At 60.7% G+C, this 21,452-nt stretch carries 13 protein-coding genes and 1 tRNA gene; all 14 read right to left on the minus strand.

Annotation, left to right across the window (positions count from 1 at the left end; translation table 11 throughout):
- Positions 1–140: 140 nt before the first annotated feature.
- The 14 genes from xseA to Q0248_RS00255 all read right to left on the minus strand — a co-directional run bounded on the left by xseA (position 141) and on the right by Q0248_RS00255 (position 21,338).
- The gene (xseA, locus tag Q0248_RS00190) at positions 141–1,523 is read right to left on the minus strand and encodes an exodeoxyribonuclease VII large subunit (RefSeq protein ID WP_299318381.1); all 1,383 of its coding nucleotides are present in this window, start codon (positions 1,521–1,523) and stop codon (positions 141–143) included.
- Positions 1,524–1,534: 11 nt separating this feature from the next.
- The gene (locus Q0248_RS00195) at positions 1,535–2,005 is read right to left on the minus strand and encodes an Lrp/AsnC ligand binding domain-containing protein (protein WP_299318383.1); all 471 of its coding nucleotides are present in this window, start codon (positions 2,003–2,005) and stop codon (positions 1,535–1,537) included.
- 288 nt (positions 2,006–2,293) lie between these two features.
- Positions 2,294–2,368, minus strand: a tRNA-Pro gene (locus Q0248_RS00200).
- Between the two features lie 108 nt (positions 2,369–2,476).
- Positions 2,477–3,760 (minus strand): anaerobic sulfatase-maturation protein, encoded by a 1,284-nt coding sequence (locus Q0248_RS00205; protein WP_299318385.1) that lies wholly within the window; start codon positions 3,758–3,760, stop codon positions 2,477–2,479.
- A gap of 41 nt (positions 3,761–3,801) precedes the next feature.
- Positions 3,802–6,075: a RelA/SpoT family protein gene (locus Q0248_RS00210; protein ID WP_299318387.1), complete on the minus strand. Its 2,274-nt coding sequence runs from the start codon at positions 6,073–6,075 to the stop codon at positions 3,802–3,804.
- A gap of 40 nt (positions 6,076–6,115) precedes the next feature.
- The gene (locus tag Q0248_RS00215; protein ID WP_299318389.1) at positions 6,116–7,087 is read right to left on the minus strand and encodes a calcium/sodium antiporter; all 972 of its coding nucleotides are present in this window, start codon (positions 7,085–7,087) and stop codon (positions 6,116–6,118) included.
- A 48-nt stretch (positions 7,088–7,135) separates the two neighbouring features.
- Positions 7,136–7,285 carry a FeoB-associated Cys-rich membrane protein gene (locus Q0248_RS00220; RefSeq protein ID WP_211789136.1) on the minus strand — a complete coding sequence of 50 codons (150 nt, stop codon included), beginning with the start codon at positions 7,283–7,285 and terminating at the stop codon, positions 7,136–7,138.
- 18 nt (positions 7,286–7,303) lie between these two features.
- On the minus strand, positions 7,304–9,835 hold the full coding sequence (gene feoB, locus Q0248_RS00225; protein WP_299318394.1) for a ferrous iron transport protein B: 2,532 nt from the start codon (positions 9,833–9,835) through the stop codon (positions 7,304–7,306).
- An 883-nt stretch (positions 9,836–10,718) separates the two neighbouring features.
- Entirely contained in the window at positions 10,719–12,035 is a 1,317-nt protein-coding gene (locus Q0248_RS00230) for a thioredoxin fold domain-containing protein (RefSeq protein WP_299318396.1), read from the minus strand.
- 12 nt (positions 12,036–12,047) lie between these two features.
- Positions 12,048–12,512: a hypothetical protein gene (locus Q0248_RS00235; protein ID WP_299318398.1), complete on the minus strand. Its 465-nt coding sequence runs from the start codon at positions 12,510–12,512 to the stop codon at positions 12,048–12,050.
- Positions 12,513–12,528: 16 nt separating this feature from the next.
- A complete protein-coding gene (locus Q0248_RS00240; RefSeq protein WP_299318400.1) occupies positions 12,529–13,239 on the minus strand; it encodes a fasciclin in 711 nt (236 codons plus the stop codon).
- Positions 13,240–13,262: 23 nt separating this feature from the next.
- Complete coding sequence (locus Q0248_RS00245; RefSeq protein ID WP_299318402.1) at positions 13,263–14,810, minus strand: RagB/SusD family nutrient uptake outer membrane protein; 1,548 nt, start codon at positions 14,808–14,810, stop codon at positions 13,263–13,265.
- Positions 14,810–18,280: a SusC/RagA family TonB-linked outer membrane protein gene (locus tag Q0248_RS00250; RefSeq protein ID WP_299318403.1), complete on the minus strand. Its 3,471-nt coding sequence runs from the start codon at positions 18,278–18,280 to the stop codon at positions 14,810–14,812. The genes Q0248_RS00245 and Q0248_RS00250 overlap by 1 nt, the downstream gene beginning before the upstream one ends.
- Before the next feature lie 193 nt (positions 18,281–18,473).
- Entirely contained in the window at positions 18,474–21,338 is a 2,865-nt protein-coding gene (locus tag Q0248_RS00255) for an insulinase family protein (RefSeq protein WP_299318406.1), read from the minus strand.
- Positions 21,339–21,452 lie beyond the last annotated feature (114 nt).

Consider the following 21,452-nt stretch of genomic DNA (forward strand, 5'->3'; position numbering starts at 1 on the left):
GATGGCCCTCAGCACCCGCATTGATATCCCTCAGGAGCGCTTCCCTTATGCTCGGATCTTTGCTAGGGCTTGTGCGTCCCTTAGCTCCTCCTAAAGTTAGAGGGAGCGTCGAGACCTCAGTGCTGGTATCGCTTTGGGGGCTAGCCCTCTACGCGTACCCGCACGGAGTCTTGGTAGAAGCAGAGCTCCAGCTCCTCTCCCGCCTGAAGTGCGCTTGCCGAGGTCTGGATCTGGCCAGCGCGCTTGACGATGCTGAAGCCTCTCCGTAGGATGTTGTCGGGGTGGGAGAGCCGTATCGCCTGCTCGTAGTGTACTAGCTGCTGATAGCTGCGACCGCGTAGATGCTCGAGCAGGAGCGGAAGGCGCAGCAGTGGGCGGTGTAGCTCCTGATGTGCCTCCTGTAGGCGTAGGCGTAGCAGATCGGGAAGGCGGCGCCCAAGCTGTCCAAGCTGGAAGTCTGCCCGACGTAGGGTGGACTGGGTCTGTAGCCCAAGCTGCGACTGCTGCTGGGTGAGGGTGTACTGCGCCCGAGCGATGCTGCGCTGTGCGGTCTGCTGTAGGCGGCTGCTGAGCAGCTGCAGGCTTTGGCCGCGCCCCAGCGAGAGGCGCTCTAGGAGTCGGGGGAGGCGCTCGCTGCAGTAGGCGACGCGTCCTAGCTCGGTCGCAAGCCCCTCGATGAGGTAGCTGGCGACAGCGGTCGGCGTCTTGAAGGAGCTATGAGCCACAAGGTCGAGGACGGAGACGTCTCGCTCGTGGCCTATGCCGGTGATGATGGGTAGGGGGTACTGGGCGCAGCTCTCACACAGACGGTAGTCGTCGAAGGCGCGGAGCTCGCTGACGGCGCCCCCGCCTCGGATGATGACCACGGCGTCGAAGTGCTCCTGGTACCTAAGTATGCGCTCGAGGGCCGAGAGGATGGAGTCCGTCGTCTGCTCTCCCTGCATCTGCGCGCGGAAGAGGGCGGTATAGAGCTTGACCCCGTAACTATTGGCCTCGATTTGCCGCATGAAGTCCCCGTAGCCTGCTGCGGTGGGCGAGGAGATGATCGCCAGACGCTGCAGGGGCTCGGGAAGCTCCAGCTCCTTGTTCATCTCGAGGAGCCCCTGTCGCTTGAGGCGGGCTATGGTCTCCTGTCTGAGGCGTGCGAGCTCGCCGAGAGAGTAGCGGGGGTCGATGTCGGCGATGTTGAGACTTAGTCCATAGAGCTCGTGGTAGCTGAGGCTAACCAGAGCCAGCACGTTCATCCCCGAGCTGAGGCTACCTAGCCTCTGCTGGGCGAATGCCCGCTCGATCTGCTGATAGGCTGTACTCCATATAGTAGCACGTACGCGCGCGACGATATCGCCCCCAGCTCCCTTCTCTAGGAGCTCGAGGTAGCCATGGCCTCCCGCGCCAGAGCGCCTTAGGTCGCTCACCTCAGCACGTACCCAGTAGCGTGTCGGGTAGGTGTACTCGATGCAGCGCCGCACCGAGCGGAGGAGCTCACTGAGGCTGAAGGAGCGGAGGTTCGCGCTATCCTCCATCGTATCTCGGACTATTGGGGCGGCTGATTGGGGATGTGGATGCTGCGCTCGAAGCTAACGTCCAGCGAGATGAGCGTCTCCGTGGCCGTGACCCCAGGGATCTCCTGTATGGTGCCGTTGAGGATGCGCATGAGGTCGTTATTGTCCGTAGCGTAGAGCTTGATGAGCAGGGTGTAGGGGCCCGTCGTATAGTGGCACTCGACGATCTCAGGGATGCGCTCCAGCAGGGCGGCTACCTCCTTGTAGAGCGATCCGCGCTCGAGGCGAACGCCGACGAAGGTGCAGGTGTTGTAGCCTAGCATCTTGGGGCTGACGTGGTACTTCAGTCCTGTGATGACGCCGTTCTCGATCATGCGCTGTAGGCGCTGATTGACGGAGGAGCGCGAGCTGTTCTCCCCTTCTGCCACGTTGCGTAGGGGGACACGAGCGTTCACGGTCAGCCGACGCAGGATCTTTAGGTCTAGTTCGTTCAACTTCTTCATTGGGACTCTGAATCTTGCTATTTGCTGTGGTTCCTTTTCTACAAAAGTACGAAACTTTCCTGCGATATAGCATTTTGTTACAATTTGTAGGGTGGGGGAGCTCCTCAAGCGTATGTGGAAGGACTGTCTGCTGGTTTGGGGAGGGAGTGTGCTAAGGACGGAAGTGCTCGCCCCGCCTTGTTGGGGCTGGCTTGAGAAGTAAGGGAGGGGAGGGCGCTACCTTTGGAGCAGCCATACTGAGCCTAAAAAGCAGAAGGCATCGACAGCTATTGCTATCGATGCCTTCAGTCGGGATGACTGGATTCGAACCAGCGACCACTCGCCCCCCAGACGAGTACTCTAACCGGGCTGAGCTACATCCCGCGGTGCTGCACTCGAGACTTTGGCATCCTTTTAGCGTGCTTGTCTCTCGTTTGCCCTGCAAAGGTAAATACTTTCTCGCAAAGTACCAAATCCTGCGCTTTAGTAAGGCTAAGTATTGCGTACATCCTGCATTCGCGCCCACTGCATGACCTGGGCGGGCGGGAGCTCCTGCATGAGGCAGGCCTTCATATAGTCCATGTAGGGAGCGACGTGATCCCAGTACTGGTAGTAACCCTTACAGAGGTAGTTATGCCCTGGCTCGCCCTCGAGGCTGTAGCCGAAGCGGTTCTTGGGGCACTCGCCCCAGCAGGCAAAGAGGTATTCGCACTCCTGGCATTGGCGCGTGAGCCCTGTGCGCTTGGCTTGCCCGAAGCGTAGCTGCTCGGGCTGGTCCATAAGGCTGCGGATAGGCTGCTCGGCGATATTGCCGAGGCGATAGCGCGGGTAGACGAAGTGGTCGCAGCTGTAGAGGTCGCCATTATGCTCAAGGGCGGCAGCGTGCCCGCACTCTGAGGTGAAGATGCACACCCCAGGAGGGACGCCCACCCAGTTGGCCAGTGTCGCGTCGAAGAGCTGGATGAAGTAGCGCCCCACATCCTGCCGTACCCATTCGTCGAAGATCGTGGTGATGAAGTAGCCCCACTGCTCGGGCTGGACGCTGTAGGGGGCAAGGATCACCTCATCATCCCCGTGCAGCTCACGCTCCTCGGGGCGCTCCGTGATGAAGGGAGCCTCGACGAAGGCGTGGCGCTTAGCTCCAGGGCGTAGGCGCTCGACGATGGGGGCAAACTGGATGTAGGGATTGCCGATGGCCTTGAGGAAGTGGTAGAACTCCAGCGGCTCGTCGGCGTTGAAGTGATTGACCGTGGCGAGGATGTTGAAGTCTACGCCTCCGTCCTGCAGCAGCTTGACGCCACGCATCACACGCTCGAAGGTCGGGAGGCCCGAGACCGTCCTGCGGTAGCGGTCGTGCATCTCCTTAGTCCCGTCCAGAGAGATCCCCACGAGGAAGTGATGCTCGCGGAAGAAGTCGCACCATTCCTTGCTGACGAGGAGCCCATTGGTCTGCAGCGTGTTCTCGATGAGGCGTCCCTCGCCGTAGCGTTGCTGTAGCTCGATAGCCTTGCGGTAGAAGGAAAGTGGCCTCAGCAGTGCCTCTCCGCCGTGCCAAGTAAAGGTCACGGGGACATCCTTGGGCTGCGCCTCGATGTACTGGCGGATGTAGCGCTCGAGGAAGTCCTCGGGCATCATCGTGCGGGGCGTCGGGTCTTCGTCCTGCTTGTACAGGCGCTCCTTGTCGAGATAGTAGCAGTAGTCGCAGCGCATGTTGCAGGCAGCGCCTGCGGCCTTGGCCATGACGTGTATGGGGCGGTGCTCTGGGGCGGTGCTCATAGTATTATAGGGGGAGGGGAGGGCATCCCTAGGCTGAGGGCCTAGGGACGCTCGCTGAGCTCAGAGAGGCGGTAGGCCTCGTGGATGGCTTCGTTGCGTCGCAGCAGGGCGCAGATAGCCTCGACCTGGGAGACGCCTAGCGTGCGCAGGCTGATGACGCCCTCGAAGACACCATCCTTCGCTACCATCTGGATCGCGGTGATGCTGACCTTGAAGTCCTCGAGCAGTACCTGTGTGATCGCGTTGAGCAGCCCGCGGCTGTCGATCCCGCCGATGACGATGCTGGTCTCGAAGAGGGGGCTGTGCTGCGCACCCCATACGGGGGCCAGTAGCTGGTCACCCTGAGTCGTCTTGTAGCGTGTCGCCTCGGGGCAGCTGCTGCGGTGCACCACGACCTTTCCCGAGCCGTCCTCGACCCCGAGGATATCGTCTCCAGGGATGGGGTGACAGCAGGGGGCCATACGGTAGCGTATGCCGTAGTCGTCCTCGTTGAGCTCGAAGCGGTGGTTGTGGTCGATGTGCTCCTGACCTTCGGCCTCGGTGTCGCTCTTAGCACCCTTGTCGCGCCCCGAGCTGAAGAGGCCTCCGATGGCACGCGACATACGCCCTAGGCGCCCCTCGCTCTTGCCGCGCAGTACGGCGTCTATATCTTGGGGGAGGGAGAAGGTCCCGTCCCCGATATGCCTCAGGAGCGTGTCGGGACGGTCAAAGCGATAGAGATGCGTGAGCTTATTGATGATGTCGGAGGAGAGGGGGCGTCCTGTCTCGGCTAGCGCGGCCTCCAGCAGCTCCTCGCCGCGGGTGACCAGCTCGCGCTGGTGGCGGCGTAGAGCCGTCTCGATCTTGACCTTGGCGTAGGCTGTGGTGACGAAGTCGAGCCAGCTCGGCTCGGGGCGTACGCTGCGGCTGGTCAGGATCTCCACCTGGTCGCCGTTGGTCAGCACCTGGGAGATGGGTACGACCTTGTGATTGACCTTAGCCCCGATACAGCGGTCGCCGAGGTCGGTGTGCACAGCGTAGGCAAAGTCCAGCACGCTGGCCTGAATGGGCAGGGTGATGGTACGGCCCTTGGGGGTGAAGGTCGTGATGTCGTTGGCATGCAGGCTGAGGTGTACCGTGTCGAGGAACTCCATCCCCTCGCTGTCGGGGTGATTAAGTACCTCGCGGATGGTGTCTAGCCAGATGGTCAGCTCGCGATCCTCCTCCACCTCGTTGCCCTTGTAGCGCCAGTGGGCGGCTAGCCCTTGCTCGGCGATCTCGTTCATCCGCTGGCTACGTATCTGGACCTCGACCCATTGGGCGTCGGGGCCGAGGACGGTCAGGTGTAAGGCCTGATAGCCGTTGCCCTTGGGCGTGGAGATCCAGTCGCGTAGACGCTCAGGGCGATTACGGTAGGTCTCGGTGATGGTGGTATAGATGTCCCAGCAGCGGTTCTTCTCGGGGTAGCCGTCCGAGCTGTCGAAGATGATACGCACGGCGAAGAGGTCGTACACCTCCTCGAAGGGAATGCCCTTGGTCTGCATCTTGCGCCAGATGGAGAAGCAGCCCTTGACTCGCGCCTTCATCTCGTAGACGAGCCCCATGGCATCGAAGCGCGCCTTGAGCGGCTCGGCAAAGCGCTGGAAGAGGTCTTCGCGCCCCGCCTCGCTCTCCTGTACCTTACGCAAGATCTCGCGGTAGGCCTCGGGGTGCTCGTAGCGGAAGGACAGGTCCTCTAGCTCCGTCTTGATGGAGAAAAGCCCCAGACGATCGGCCAGCGGAGCGTAGAAGTAGGCCGTCTCGCCTGCGATCTTGAGCTGCTTCTCGGGCTTCATCGAGGCGAGCGTACGCATGTTGTGCAGGCGGTCGGCGATCTTGATGAGGATGACACGGGCGTCGTCGCCTATGGTCAGCAGCAGCTTGCGGATGTTCTGCGCCTGCAGGCTGTCGATCGGCTGTGTGACCTGCTGGGCTGAGATCTTGGTGAGCCCCTCGACGATCTGGGCAATCTTGTCACCGAAGTGGTGGCGTATATCCTCCACCGTGTACTCGGTGTCCTCGACGACGTCATGCAGGAGGGCGCAGCAGATAGAGGTAGAGCCGAGCCCGATCTCCTTGCATACGATACGCGCCACGGCGATGGGGTGCAGGATGTAGGGCTCGCCACTGCGGCGGCGTACGAGGCCGTGGGCATGCCGCGCCAGGCGGAAGGCTCGGTCGATGATCTCCGTCTTCTTGCGGTGCGGGGAGTTGACGTAGTCGTAGATGAGTGCTTGGTATTCGCGCTCGATTAGCGCCTCTTCCTCAGGGGTGAATGCGGTATAGAGCTGTTCCATAGCTACTGTCCTGTGCGTGGTGTGTCGCTTGTCTTGACCCTTAGAGCTGGGTGATCAGGTAGATGGTGTAGGCGATATAGCAGGAGAGGAGGATAAGGCCCTCGCCGCGCTTGATGACCTTATCACCGAAGAGTAGCGCAAAGATATAGAGGAGTAGCGCGGCTGCTGTCATGACCACGAGGTCAAGCACCCCGATGCCGCTAGCACGGATGGGCTGTACGGTGGCCGTCGTGCCGAGGATGAAGAAGATGTTGAAGATGTTGGAGCCGACGATATTCCCCACGGCGATCTCGGGCTGCTTCTTCAGGGCTGCTACTACCGAGGTGGCGAGCTCGGGCAGTGAGGTGCCCGCAGCTACGATGGTCAGCCCGATGAAGCTCTCGCTCATCCCGAGGGCGCTGGCGATCGACGAGGCCGAGGAGACAAAGAGATCCCCGCCCCAGACCAGTGCCGCTAGACCACCGAAGATGAAGAGTAGCTGCAGCCACAGAGGATAGCTATTCGGGCTATCGCTCACTGCATGGGTATCTCCAGGGTGTCCCTTGGCGATGGCGAAGGTATAGCTCAGGAAGATGAGGAAGAAGGCCAGCAGCGTCAGCCCTTCGCTGCGAGTGATCACATTGGCCGTCGCCGTAGGGTCGAAGACTCTGTCCAGTACCATGAAGAAGAGGACGAAACTCGCCAGGAGCATCAGCGGTATCTCGCGCTTCAGCGTGCCGCGTGTGATGGAGATGGGGGCGACAAGGGCTGTGACCCCTCCGATGGCTAGGACGTTGAAGAGGTTGCTTCCCACGACATTCCCCAGCGAGATGTCGGCGCTGCCCTTGAGGGCTGAGGTAAGGCTGACGATGAGCTCGGGAGAGGAGGTGCCGAAGGCTACGATGGTGAGCCCCACGACTAGGGGCGATACGCCGAAGCGGCGAGCGAGCGTCGAGGCGCCCTCGGTAAGGTAATTTGCTCCTCCGATGATCAGGCCGACCCCAAGGATGAAGTAGAGTATATCTAGTATCATAGGCTATGAATGCTTAGAGTGTGCATGCGCTGTGGCTAGCTCCTTGGCTTAGCAAGAGCCGCCACAGCTACCTGAGCAGCCCGTACATCCTGGGCCGCGCTGCCCTCCCTTGGGTGGGCGCAGCATGCGCCAAAGGGAGCGGAAGATGAAGAAGAGGACGACGCCGACGATGGCGAAAACAATAAATTCCTGTACCATGATAAATAAAGCGCGGAGCTAGGCTAAAAGTTGTCCCACCTGGTAGACAGCGAAGCATACGAGCCAGGCTACGACGCAGGAATACACGGCTGCGAAGAGCCCCCAGCGCCAGTCATCCGACTCCCTCCCGATGGCGATGAGCGTCGCGATACAGGGGAAGTAAAGCAGGATGAAGAGCATGAAGCTGTAGGCGATGAGCGGCGTGAAGGACGGACTACCATCCGCGCGCTGCTCCTGCTGCATGCGTGTAGAGAGCTGGGCTATAGCTGCATCGTCGTCCTCCCCTACGCCTGTGTAGATGACGCCCATGGTGCTGACGACGACCTCCTTAGCCATCAAGCCTGATACGATACTTACCCCCATCTTCCAGTCGAAGCCCAGCGGACGGATGACTGGCTCGCAGACCTGACCGATACGCCCGATGATCGACTGCTCCTGATGGAAGGTGGCGAAGGCCTGCTCCAGCGAGTCGATCCGCTCCTGACGCAGCTCGGGGGCGAGCTCGCTCTGCTTCAGCTGCTCGATCTGGTGATCCACCTGCTGGCGTACCTGCTCTTGCCTGGGGTAATAGCTCATGAACCATACGATGACGGAGGCGGCGAGGATGACGGTACCCATTTTCTGCAGGTACTGCCGTGCCCGCATCCATACGTGGATGGCTACCGAGCGCAGCGTGGGGCGGCGATAGGGCGGCAGCTCCATGACGAAGGGGATATCCTCGCCCTTGAAGGCTACCGTCTTCAGCAGCCGAGCCGAGAGGACGGCCACCAGCACTCCGATGACATAGAGAGAGAAGAGCACGAGCGTCGCCTGCCACGGGACGGGGAAGAAGGCTCCCGCCAGCAGGATGTACACGGGTAGACGTGCCGAGCAACTCATGAAGGGCAGCACCAGCATCGTGATCAGACGGCTCTTGCGGCTCTCGATCATACGCGTGCTCATGACGGCAGGGACGTTGCAGCCGAAGCCCATGACCAGCGGGATGAAGCTCTTGCCATGCAGTCCCATGCGGTGCATCAGCCTGTCCATGATGAAGGCCGCACGCGCCATATAGCCGCTGTCCTCCAGCAGCGAGATGAAGAGGTAGAGTAGGACGATCTGCGGGAGGAAGACGGTGACGCCGCCTACGCCCTTGATGATACCATCGACCAGCAGATCACGCAGCGGCCCCTCGCTCATCTGGCTGCCGATCCAGCCGCCGAGTAGGCCTATTCCCTCCTCGATCCAGTCCATAGGGTACTGCCCGAGGGAGAAGGTGACGAAGAACATCGTGATCATCAGCCCGAGGAAGATCGGGAAGCCCCACAGACGACTTGTGGCCAGGTCATCCAGCCTGTCGGTCAGCGTGCGCTCGCCTCGGTGCTTGGGATGGTAGGTCTCCTTGAGTGCGCCCGAGATGAAGCCGTAGCGTGCGTCCGTGATCAGCTCCTCGGCCTCCTCACTGGCGTGCTCCTGCAGCTTGTGTAGGGCGTAGTCACGTGCCGAGAGGAGGAAGCCGCCGCGGGCATGGCGTGCCAGTAGCTCCTGCTCGGTATCCTTGTCCCGCTCCAGTAGGCGTATCGCGATCGAGCGCGCAGCGATGGGATCCTTGATCTCGGAGTGCTCCTTGACCTTCTCCGTCAGCTCCTCGATGATGGGCTCAAGGAGCGGTCCGTAGGGGATACGTAGCGGGCGGAGCTTGCCCGTCTCTGCTGCGAGCAGCGTCTCGTCGCCCTCCTTAAGCCCCTTGGCTAGGCTGATGACTTCGTCGAAGAGTGCTTCGAGCCCCAGCCCCGTACGGCAGATCGTCGGGATCATCGGTACGCCCAGCAGGGTAGCTAGGCGTGGGTAGTCGAACCATTCCCGACGCTGCAGGAACTCATCGTACATATTCAGCGCCGCGATGACGGGTAGCCCCAGTTCCTTTAGCTGAAGGGTCAGGTAGAGGTTGCGCTCGAGGTTGGTCGCGTCGATGACGTTGAGCACGAGGTCGGGACGCTCCTCGCCCGTCAGGTAGTGACGGATGTAGAGCTCCTCGGGGCTGTAGGGCGAGAGGGAGTAGGCACCGGGCAGGTCAATGAGCTCCAGTCGGTAGCCTTCGTAGTAGATGTGCCCGATCTTGGCCTCGACGGTGACACCGCTGTAGTTGCCCACGTGCTCGTGCGCGCCGCTGGCTTGGTTGAAGAGCGAGGTCTTGCCGCAGTTGGGATTCCCCACAAGGGCGACGCGCAGTGTGGGGAGCTTCTTGGCCTCGGAGCCACGGCCGTCCATGCGCTGCAGGCTGTGCAGCTCCGGGGCGGGGAAGAGCTCCTCCTCGGGCTCACTGATGGGGCTTGTGCTGAGGCCCTCTAGGGGGCGGATCTCGATACGCTGGGCATCCTTGCGTCGCAGGGATACGTTGTAGTCGAGGATCTTATAGTATATGGGATCCTTGAGCGGTGCGTTGTGTACGGCCATGATCTCCTTGCCTTGGACGAAGCCCATCTCAAGGATGCGCTTGCGGAAGGCTCCAGAGCCACCGACACGTAGGATGACTGCTCGCTGTCCTGTCTGTAGTTGTGCTAGATTCATATAGCACAAAGATACTAACAAATCCCGCTGAAGTCTCTATCGAATCCCGCCGAAGTCCTCAGCAAAGCTACGCAAGTGGGTCCTTCGACCAACATGATCCGTCAGCGCTGATGGTGGTCCCAGCGCTCCAACAAAGGCTCTGTAGCCCTTCTGCCTACGGCAAAGATGGTAAGTTTGCTTTGCCTCAGCCTCGATAAGGCGAAGGCGCGACAGCGCCCGCCGCTTGGCTTGGGCTGCGAAGACGCCACGAAGCCCAGTCATTAGGTGGCGGAGGTAAGGAGGCTTCTAAGCCTTCCTTCAGCCGCTTCATTCCCTTGGACTAGGCTAAGGACGAAAGAAGTCGCTGGTCTTTGCTGGCAAGGTCGAAGGTCTTCGCTGGCGATGTCGAAGGACTTCGCAAGGGCGCTTGAGGCAGGTTCGAGACGAAGTCCCTAATCTTCCTCCCAAAAGTGGCTAATCTTTTCGGAAAAAGTGGCTAAACTTTTGCGCAAAAGATTAGCCACTTTTTCTTGACTCATAAGGTACTTTCCGCAGACGGCTTAAGAACTTCGCTCGGAGGCCTCCCTTAGCTTGCTTGCTAAGTCCCTCAGCAGTCCGTCCTTTGGTCGTTCAAAGCCTTGACAGCCTTAGCAAACTTTACCTAGAGCTAGGGAGAAGGCTCGTGAGAGCGATTAGTCAGCGTCGTGAGGGATATCAGTCAGCGAGCCGAGGGACGCCAGTCGACGCCGTGAGGGACGTCAGTCAGCGCGCTGAGGGATAAGTAAAGGAGCGGCGAAAACAGGGCAAGGGCGGGAGCGGTAGCCCGAAGAAAGAGCAAGCCCCGAGCGTCCCAAGAGGGACGCTCGGGGCTCGGTGGGGAAGGGCCCGAAGTAGGGCGGGTGGCTTACTTCTCGAGGAGCTCGAGGGTGGAGAGCTTGTAGACGATGGAGGCCTGGATCATCTGCTGGGCTTGCTCGGCCTCACCCATCTGGAGGGACTCGCCGTAGGCTTGGTTGTAATACTCACGTGCCTGCTTGTAGTCCTTGAGCTCGCGGTAGGAGTCGCCGACCATGACGAGGAAGTTGATCTTATTCATCAGCGTCCGTTCGCTGGGGATGGCCTTCTGGAGCCAAGCGATGGCCTGCTTGTGGTCGGCAGCGGTGAGCTTGTTGCCCGCGGCATTGTAGAGCGACTGGGCTGCGATGCCGTAGTCGGCAGCGTTGGCGTCCTCGCCGAGGCCGTTGAGGTAGCTGGACATGAGCTGGATGTAGCGGGCTACGTCCTTGCTCTTGTAGATGGCGTAGAGCGCGCCGTAGTAGTCGACGGACTTCTGGTAGGGCGTGACCTTCTTGAACTTGATGACGTCGTAGGCCTTCTTGTAGTCGGTGCGGATCTTCTCCAGGTAGGTCTTGTAGGACTCGTCGCCCTTCTTGACGAGATCGAGCATGCGCTCATCATTCTTCTCGATGACGTAGTAGGCGGCGGGCTCACCGACGGCAGCGATCCAAGCGTCGAGGTTGGCATTGATGTACTCGACGACGCGGGCTACTTCGTCGGCATCATCGCCACCGAGGTTGCTGATGATGAGGTAGTCCTTCTTGTTGATGAGGCTGCCGTCGGCCATCTTCTTCGCCAGGTACTCCTTGTAGAGCTTGCGGACGCGGACGACCCACTTCTCTGCATCCATGCCGTCCTGCGTGGTGAGGAAGCGGGGAGCGATGGTGAGGAGCTCCTGCTGGATCTTGAGGTCGTCGGGCTGAGCGCGGTATTCCTTGTACAGCTCCTCGAAGCCCTTGATCTCACCGACGGCGGTCTTGGCCATCTCGAGGAGTTCGTCTGCCTTCATGAAGCCTACGTTGATCTGAATGGCCTTGCCGTCGGCAGCGATGATGCCGAGGGTGGGGAAGGCCTCGATCTTGTACTTCTTGGCGATCTCTACATTCTCGGGCGCCTCGGCGTCGAGCTGGAGGTTGACGAACTTAGCATTGAAGAAGGCGCCGACCTCGGGCTGGGTGAAGATGGTCTTCTCCATCTTCTTGCAGGGGACGCACCAGGTGGCGTAGAAGTCTACGAAGAGGGGCTTGCCCTGACGCTGTGCCTCGGCCTGAGCCTCGGCAAAGCTGCCCTTGAAGAAGCGGATGCCCGCGGTCTCCTGAGCTGAGACCAGAGCAAAGGCAAGGAGCGCGACGACCACGGAGGTCATGTACTTGAGGTATCTCATAGGGAGGGAGTGTTAGGCTTCGTCTTGGATGATGAAGGTGAAGAGGCCACGCAGCTCACGGCTGTAGCCCTCATTATAGACGCGGAGATTGACGGTGTAGCGTCCGTTCGGCAGGCTCTGCACGGCCTCAGGGAAGAGGTTGATCGTGCCACCATTGACGGTGATCTTGCCCGCCTGGACGGCGGCGGCGAACTTCGTCGCGTCGCCTCCGTCAGCGACGTCGACGCTGAGGAACTGGTAGTTCACAGGGTTCGTCCCCGAGACGCCTTGGATACGCTGGGAGGTCCAGGGAGCTGGGTACTTCTGCTTGAGGCTGTGGGGATCGTCGTCTGCTACGGTGCGGTAGACCTTGAGCTGCTTGGTGGCGAAGGTGGCGTGCGTCGTGTCGAGGTAGCCCACCGTCACCTTGCGGCAAGAGGGTAGGGCAAGCGCTAGGAGCGTCACGAGGAGCAGGCTATAGATGGATCTTGCTGTCATCGGTCAGGAGAATGTATTAGAAGTCCGTAGGCGTGAAGTCGTACTGGAGTGAGTGCACCACGCCGGTACGCGTCTGGATATTGTGCGAGGCGATGTCGCGAGAGATGCTCGTCGTGGGTGAGACGACGTGCAGGCGGTTGGCCCCAGCGCCCGCTACCCCTGCATAGGTGTCGCGGAAGGTATAGAGCCATAGCTGCTTGCCTGAGGCCATCGTATAGGTCTTCCCCCCCGTACCGACGGCGCTCCCATCGGCCGCTCTACGGCCAGCAGGGAAGTCCTCCAGGAGGATCTTCTCCTTGGGGATGACGCAGTCGAGGATGAGGCTACGGCAGGTAGCGACGCTCATACGGTCGATAAGCTTCATCGTCTCCTCCTCCGTGAGCTTGCTGGGATCGACGGCATTCTCCGGCGACTCCGAACCATCGGTCTTGATGCCATAGGTGCGGTAGAGGTAGCGACGGATGCTGTGATTGGTCATCCCGAGGAAGGTGATATTGGGCCCGTACTGGGTGCTCTTGCCCTGGAAGAGATCCTCCAGGCCAGCACGCTTGGTCATATAGACTAGGTAGCTCCAGTTATAGCTATCGGTCTGGAAGTACTCCCACATCGTCGTGTCGTGGTAGGCCTTGGCCTTGCCCGTCTCGACGAAGTCATACTTGGTACAGGAGGAGCATATCGTGAGGAAGAGTAGGGCGAGTAGATAGAGAGGGTGCTTGATCGTACGCATAATGGATAGATCCTTAGTAAGTACTACATGTAGCGGAACCAGTAGGGACGCTGTAGGATGAGGCCGTTGATGACCTTGCCATCCTTGTCACGCTGGGCACTCGAGGGAATGGGCAGGTTGAGCGCACCGCCGGCGATATCCGCTGTGGTGAGCATGGGGAACTTACCCTTGAGCTCGGTCTTGTGGTAGCCGTTGCGCAGGATGTCGTAGTAGCGGCTATCGTTCTCGAGGATGAACTCGCGTTCGCGCTCGCGGAAGATGGCCTTCTTCAGGTCACTCTCCCCAGAGGCGGGGTAGCTAGCAGCACCAGCGCGGGAGCGGATCTTGTTGAGGTCAGCTATAGCGCTCGTATTGTCGCCGAGCTTGGCGGAGCACTCGGCACGCAGCAGATAGACGTCCGCCAGACGCCAGTAGACATAGTTGGCATTGATGCTGAGGAAGCTCTTGCCCGAGTCGGAGCTCTGGTCTACGGTGTAGACAGCGGAGCGGAACTTGTAGGGCACGGCATAGTTCACGCCCGAGACCTCGTGGTCGGTGTCGAACTCATAGAAGAAGGCCGTACGACGTGCATCATCCGTATCGGGGTAGAGCTTCTCGATGGTCGTCTTCTTGAGGCGGAAGGAGGCCTGCGCTAGGTTCCCCTGCGTCAGCGTGCTATTGACGGGCCAGGTAGCGAAGAGATTGGCCACCTCGTTCTTGGAGGTCGACTCATTGCCTCGGCTCTTGTCATAGACGAGGGAGAAGATCTCCTCGGGGTTGGTCGCGCTGGGATCCGAGAGTAGCTGGCAGAGCTGCTCGGGCGTGGAGACGAGGCTGTAGGCACCGACCTCGCCGTTGATGACCTTGCTGGCATACTCGATGCTCTTGCGGTAGGCTGCCGCAGCATCTACCGAGCTGTCGGAGTAGAGCTCGGCCATGCTTCCCTTCCAGGCATAGAGGTGGGCCAGGAGCGTTGCAGAGTTCCCCTTGCTGCCGTACTGCTTGTAGCTGGCGAGGCTGCCCGAGGCGGTACGGAGCTTGTCGTAGGTAGGCAGCAGCTCGAAGGCCTTGAGGGCATGTGCTATCCCCGCATCGATGACCTGCTGCTGGGTGGAGAGCCCGTAGAGCTTCAGGTCCTTGGCATTGTCGGTGACGACGGCCTGACCATAGGCGCGGGAGAGCATGAAGTAGCCGAAGCCGAGGGCGAAGTGCGCCTGCCCTGCATGGTAGGCATAGCGCTCCTCGGAGAGGCCCTGGGTCTTGTCGATGTTGTCCAGCAGGAGGTTCGCCTCGAAGATCATACGGTAGACGTACTCCCAGTCGGCGGCTGCCTCGATGATGCTGCGGGGGTTGCCCTCACGGAGCTGCCCGTCGTCCTGCGTCTCGTCGGCGAGGAGGCCGATCTTCGTCAGGGGCGTGAAGGCATCCATGCAGTTGTCGAGGTAGAAGTGTATGGTGCTCGTCGTGGTGTTGAGCTCAGCCTCAGAGGAGAATGCGTTGCTGTAGGTGATGGCATTCTCGGGCGTCAGGTCTAGCGTGCAGGAGGAGGCCAGCAGACTGATCGCTAGGGCGGGTAGGATATAGCGTTTCATCAGAACTTCAGATTGAGACCAAGGGTCAGCTTACGATTGAGGGGATACATGCGCCCCGTATCCTTACCCGTAGCCGGGTCGACGATCTCGGGGTCTAGCCCAGAGTAGTTGGTCAGGAGGAAGAGGTTCTCACCTGCGAAGTAGATACGCAGGTCCTTGAGGCGAAGGCGCTTCGTCCAGCTCTCGGGGAGCGTGTAGGAGAGGCTCAGCTGCTTGAGGCGCAGGTAGCTCACACGCTCGATGTTGCTGTCGATGTCGCCATCGAACTGCCCCGTGTAGCCGTCATCGGAGAACTCCAGGGAGGGGTACTGCGTCTCGTCCCCGGGCTTCTGCCAGAAGGAGGCGCGGGAGAAGTCGTTCATCACGACGCCGAACTTCTTGTTGAAGAGGAAGGCCCCGTTCTTCACCATGTTCATCATGCGCTGGTCGAGCGTGTAGGTCAGCAGGACGTTCAGCGCAAGGCGCTTGTAGGTAAAGGTATTGGTGATCCCCCCGTAGGCCTTGGGGATGGCACTGCCCGCGTAGTAGAGGTCCTCGCTGTTGATGTAGCCATCGCCATTCTGGTCCTTGATCTTGCGGGCACCGACACGCAGCGGATAGGCGAGTGAGCCGAAGGAGAGGGGCACACGCTGGCCCGTCTGGTCGTAGTAGTAGGGGATATCGGACTCACGCTGTACGAGGCCCTCGTCCTTGTAGGTATAGATCCCATAGATAGGACGACCGAGCACCTTGTCCCCGAGGTCCTTGCCGTCATAGGAGGCGAGGAAGCGGTTCCAGTTGCGTGCGATGTTGAAGCGCAGCGTCCAGCTGAAGTCCTTACGGCGCATCACGTCGGCCGAGAGGTCGAGCTCCAGACCTTCGTTGGAGATGGCGGAGGCATTGGTCCAGGTCGTCTTCGAGATGAAGAAGTTCCCTGGGGTGGGCACCTGCATCAGCAGGTCGTAGGAGTGCTTATAGTAGTAGTCGAGCTTGACCTTGAAGCGGTAGTTGAGCAGGTCGAGGTCCAGCCCGAGGTCGTACTGGTCGCTCTTCTCCCAGGTCAGGTGGCTATTGGCCATGGCGCTGGGCTGGAGCCCGGGCTGGCCGAGGAAGGAGTTAGACTCCTCCATCAGCCCGTGCGCGAGGTAGGCCTCCTGGAACTTCTGCCCGCTCTTACCCCAGGAGGCGCGGAGCTTCCCGAAGCTGAGGAACCAGAAGTCCTTCATGAAGGGCTCCTTGGAGAAGGCCCAGGCAGCACCGAGCGAGGGGAAGGCAGCCCAGCGTACATCGCGGCCGAAGACGGAAGAGCCGTCGTAGCGGAGCGACGCCTCGAGCATGTAGCGCTTGTCGAAGTTGTAGGCGACGCGTCCCAGGTAGCTGAGCATGATCTGCTCCTGGCGGTCGGTCGTCACGCGCTGGAGGTACTCGTCGCGTCCCTCTACCGAGCGTGCCTGAGGCCAGCCGTCCCCGATCTCGTAGATCTTATTCGTCGGGCCCCCTGCAGCCTTGCCCTTGATGTTCTCCATCAGGTCGTAGGTTGTGGTGACCCCGGCCATGACGTCGAAGTTGTGGCGGTCGCGGAGGTTGAAGCGATAGGAGAGGATGTTCTCCCACTGCAGCATGGCGACCATCGAGCGCGAGGCCTCCACGGAGGAGAGGTTATTATTATTGAGGTAGGAGGGGCGGAAGACGTGGTTGTTGGAGAAGTAGGCGTCCCCTGAGGCCGAGGTGGCGAACTTCAGCCCCGAGATGGGCGCATAGTCGAGCCCGACGGAGAGACGGGCGTTGAACATCCCGTTGCGTGCGTGCACATCACGGATCTTCTGCAGGGTGAGCTGCTCAGCGATTGAGCCGCGACCAGGATAGACCGAGGGCGTCTCCTTGGGGTCGACATCGAGCCCCTGGATGTTGGAGCCGCTGATGGCGTCCTGCTTGTTGTAGGCGAGGTTGAGGCGCGTGAAGGCGTTGACCTTCGGCGTGAGGCGTAGGTCGAGGTTGGAGAGGAAGCTCAGACGCTTGAAGCCCGAGTTGATCTGGATTCCACGCTCATCGTAGAGCCCAGCGCTGACGAGGTAGCGTACGTTGTCGTTCCCGCCCGAGGCATAGAGGTCGCCTGAGCTGACACGGCCGAGTTGGAAGATATACTTCCACCAGTTCGTGTCATTGTTGTAGAAGCTATTCAGCGAGTCCTGTGCCGAGGCGGGGGGCTGGTTGTCCTTGGCTAGTACATTCCCATTACCCCAGAAGTAGTCGTAGGCGCCGTCCAGCGTAGGCTCCCAGCCATAGGACTGGCCGTAGCGTCGGGGCAGGGTGTAGCGGTTGGTCGTGTAGTCGTTGTGCCCGATGCGCTGGTGGCGTGCCAGGAGGTTGTGCACGAGGCGCTCGCCGTTGCCGCGCATCTGCAGCGGTGTAGCGGGGAGGAAGGAGATGGACTGGGAGAAGTTCAGACCGAACTCTGCCTTACCCGACTTCCCCTTCTTGGTGGTGATCAGTACGACCCCGTTGCCCGAGCGCGAGCCATAGAGTGAAGCGGAGGCAGCGTCCTTGAGCACCTCTACCGACTCGATGGTCGAGGGGTCGAGCCCAGCCAGCGCGTTGATCCCGCCCGTAGACTCAGCCGAGACCTTCGAGAGGGGCACTCCGTCGACGACGAAGAGGGGCGAGCCATCGTTGATCCCCTGATCGTTGAGCGAACTGATCCCACGGATGTTGATGCGCGTACCGCCGCCCCCAGGGGAGCCAGACTGGTTCGTCACCGAGAGCCCAGACATCTGCCCCTGCAGTAGGGACTGGAGGCTGGGTGCGGGGGCGTCCTTGAGCTGGTCGGCCTTGATCGAGCTGACGGCTCCGACGAGCTCGCGCGTGTTGCGGCGTCCGTAGGCGATGACCGTGACACCGTCGAGGGCCTTGACGTTCTCCTTGAGGACGATGGTCACGGGTTGCCCTGCAGAGAAGGAGGCGCTACCGTCGTAGTAGCCGACGCAGCTCACCTGGAGCTCACCAGAGGTCTTGTCCGTGAGGATGGTGAAGCGCCCCTCGATGTCGGTCTGGGCGCCGAGCTTCGTCCCCTTGATGCGGACGTTGGCACGGATGACAGCTTCGCCTCGAGCGTCCTTGACGACCCCCGTGAGCTGCCCCTTAGCGGTGGCCTGCTGCTGGGGACGGAAGATGCGGATGGTCTTGCCGTCTACGGCGAAGACGAAAGGCGTGCCCTTGAGCAGACCTTCGACGGCCTTCTCTGGGCTCACCTCATCGAAGGAGACCGTGGCCTTGTAGCCCGCTGTGCGGAGCTCGGGCTCATAGTCAATCTTGTAGCCTGAGCTCTTGGCGATGAAGTCTAGGATAGAGGCGATCTCCTTGTCCTTGAAGGAGATCGAGACGGTCGGCGTGGGGCTCTGGCTCCAGCTCTCCGTCGGTGTGGAGAGGCCGAGCGTACAGAGGCACAGCCCAAGGGCTAGGCGCCGACGTGTACTATGTAATGGTTGTCGCATGGAGAATAGGTATGGACTATGACTTATCTATTCGGGGGGATGGGGACTATGTATAGCAGTGCGAGCCTCCAGCGAAGGCGCCTAGACTGCTACCCTAGGGCAGCTTCACTTAGGCGCCTCCACTGGACGTCGCTAGACGATCGGTGTCGTGCTATACATATATATAATGTATCTCGCTATCTCGATGAGGCTGCTAGTGCTCCCAGGTCTTGGCCTCGGGGGCGATGCTCTTGACCACGATGTCGCGGCGCTTGCCCTCGTCGAGGAGCTTCTTCAGGAGTGCGGAGAGGTCCTGGGCGGTGACCGCCGATACCTTGACCTCCTGCCCTGTAGCCTTCTTGGAGAGGTCGGGCACCTTGCCCGTCTCGGCATAGGCGTTCAGCAGCGCGATCCAGTCGCCGAGCCCTAGCTCATTGCCTGCAGCCTTCTCCTCGGCCTCTTCGTCGAGGACCTGAGGGATGTGCACCTTCTTGTACTCGTCGCGGTCGATCTTGCCCGCAGCGATGGAGCGGAGGATCTCATAGGTGCGCGCCTTGAGGTGGTCGGCCTTGGCTCGGGAGGTGATGAAGTGGATCGAGAGGTTGCTGCTCGCTAGAGGCTCGTCGGTATAGCTCGTCTTGACGGCGATGCTGTAGGTGCCTTGCTCCTTCTCGCGGAGCTCGTCGAAGAGGCGGTTCTGTAGCAGGGGCTCGAGGAGCCCGAGTGCGAGGCGCTCACGCTCGCTGAGCTTCTTGTCGCCGAGGAAGGAGAGTTCGACCTCGCCGAGATCCCCTTCGGTGTCGACCTCGAAGGTACGCTCGATGACACGCTCACGGGAGCTGTGGTCGCGGATCGTGTAGCTGCGACGTGGTGCCTTGGGGTCGCCAGGCAGAGCCGCCAGGTAGGTCGTGACGATACGCTTGGCCTCGGCCTCGCTGATATCCCCGACGAGGCAGCCTGCCAGCTGCGAGGCGTCGCCGAAGTGCTCGGCGTAGAGGCGGGGCAGATCGCTCAGCTTCATCTTGCTGTAGAAGGCTTCGTCCTCACGCGGGTTGGCCTCGGTGATGGGGCTCAGCAGCTCGCGGATCTCGCGGTCTACGGCTTCACGGCCCTGCTGGGGCTGCGAGGCGTAGATGTAGCGCTTGCGCTGGAGCCACTTGTCGAAGATCTGCTGGTCGAAGCGCTGCTTGTTCAGCACGAGGTAGAGGTAGGAGAAGAGATCATCCACGCCATCGGTCTTGCTGCGTGCCTGCATCCCGTCGATGTACTCCGTGATGGAGAGGTTGACCTCCATAGGGCGGCTACGCAGCCACTCGGCGAGCTGATTGCGGTCGTACTTGTAGAGGCCCGAGGCCATGATGAGGCTCTGCATGGCGGAGAAGGAGGGGAGGTCAGCGGGCTTCACGATGGACTGCCCGCCCTTGGCGGAGGCGAGGAAGAGGACTTCGCCCTTGAGCTCCTTAGGCAGATGCTTGTAGAGGACCTTCATGCCATTGGAGAGCGTCCACTCGGTAGCTCCGAGTGCGGGGATCTTCTTCTCCTGAACGATGCGCCCTGCCGGGAGCTTGAAGTCGATGAGCTTCGTGATGGCTTGAGGAGCCTGCGCTTCGAAGACGGGACCATTATAAGCGACGAGTGCCTTACGGAAGTACTCCTCGGAGATCGCCTCCGCCTGTGGGCTATTGGTATAGGCAACGAAGGCGAGGTTGCGGTTTCCCATCGCACGCTGCTTGAGCCAAGCGCGTAGGTCGTCAGACTCTAGCTCTACCAGTGCCTCGAGGTTGTCCTCGAGCTGCTGGCGGAACTCACGCATCGGCGTCCCGTAGAGGTAGTTGTTGCGGTAGATGTCGATGAAGTTCTGCGGTGTCCCCAGACCCTTGTCGTCGCTCAGCACCTCCTTCATCCCCTCGTAGAGCTTCTGCTTCTCAGCCTCGAAGGCCTGGTTGGTGAAGAAGTCGTAGTAGGGCATCTGGGCACGCGCAATGAGGATCTGCTGGAGCGCTCTACGATCCTGCCCTTCGTAGGGGACGAAGTCCCAGGCGAACTGGCTGTAGCCACGTACCAGGGGTGAGTAGCTGACCGAGGCGGCGATATAGGCCTCGGTGCCGCTATTGCGCAGGCGGGCGAAGTACTGCGGCGCTAGGGCATTGAAGAGCTGACCGAGGAGGTAGTCCTTCGTTGCCTCTGCCGTAGGGCGGTTGGTGGGGGTAGCTACGCGCTGGTAGAGCCCGTAGGAGTGGGAGCGGTTCTCCTTGTCGATGAAGCGGTAGTAGAGGGGCTGCTCGTTATCCGCGATGGTGAAGACAGGGCGCTCCTTGGCCTTGCGCGCTGCGGGGAGCGAGGAGAAGAGTTTCTGCACCTGCTGCTCGTAGGCCACAGGGTCGATGTCCCCGACGATGATGACGCACTGCAGGTCGGGGCGATACCAAGTCTTGTAGAAGTCCTGGATGTCGCGATACTTGAAGGTCTTCAGCACGTCGAGGCTGCCGATGACATTGCGCTTCGCGTACTGCGAGCCGTTGTAGATGACGCCTGCGATGCTGTCACTGAGGCGCTTGTCGATGCCGCCACGCTGGCGCCACTCCTCGATGATGATACCGCGCTGCTTCTCCGTATCCTTCTCGGTGATGGAGATCCCATTGCACCAGTCCTTGAGGATGAGGAGCACGGAGTCGGTAAGTCCCTTCTCCGCCGTAGGTACATCCATGATGCTGTAGCGGGTGTCGTCCGTCCCTGTGCGAGCATCGAAGCTATAGAGGCCGCGGGCCCGGAGGAAGTTCATCACGCCACCGGGGAAGTGCTCGGTGGCTTCGAAGGCCATGTGCTCCAGGTAGTGAGCTAGGCCATTCTGCTGCTCGTCCTCGAGGATGGCTCCTACATTCTGCAGGAGGAAGAAGTTCGCTGTACCCTCGGAGGCGCCAGCGTCGCGGCTGATGTAGTAGGTCAGTCCGTTGGGCAGGCGTCCGGTACGTAGCGTAGAGACTTGGGCAGCGAGGGAGGCGAAGGAGAGGCCTCCCACAGCAGCTGCTATCAGGATGCGTTTAGCCAGGCGGGTGGCTTGTGGTGTCTTGATCGTCATCACGTGTTGGAGTCTAGTGGGTCCATGGAGGCGAGAGCGGGCACCGACAGCCTCGGCCAATGCGCCCTGTGCCCTCGCCTAAAATCACCCTTAAAGGTACGTAAAGTCCTCCGT

The organism is uncultured Porphyromonas sp. (assembly GCF_938046015.1).
GTDB lineage: Bacteria > Bacteroidota > Bacteroidia > Bacteroidales > Porphyromonadaceae > Porphyromonas.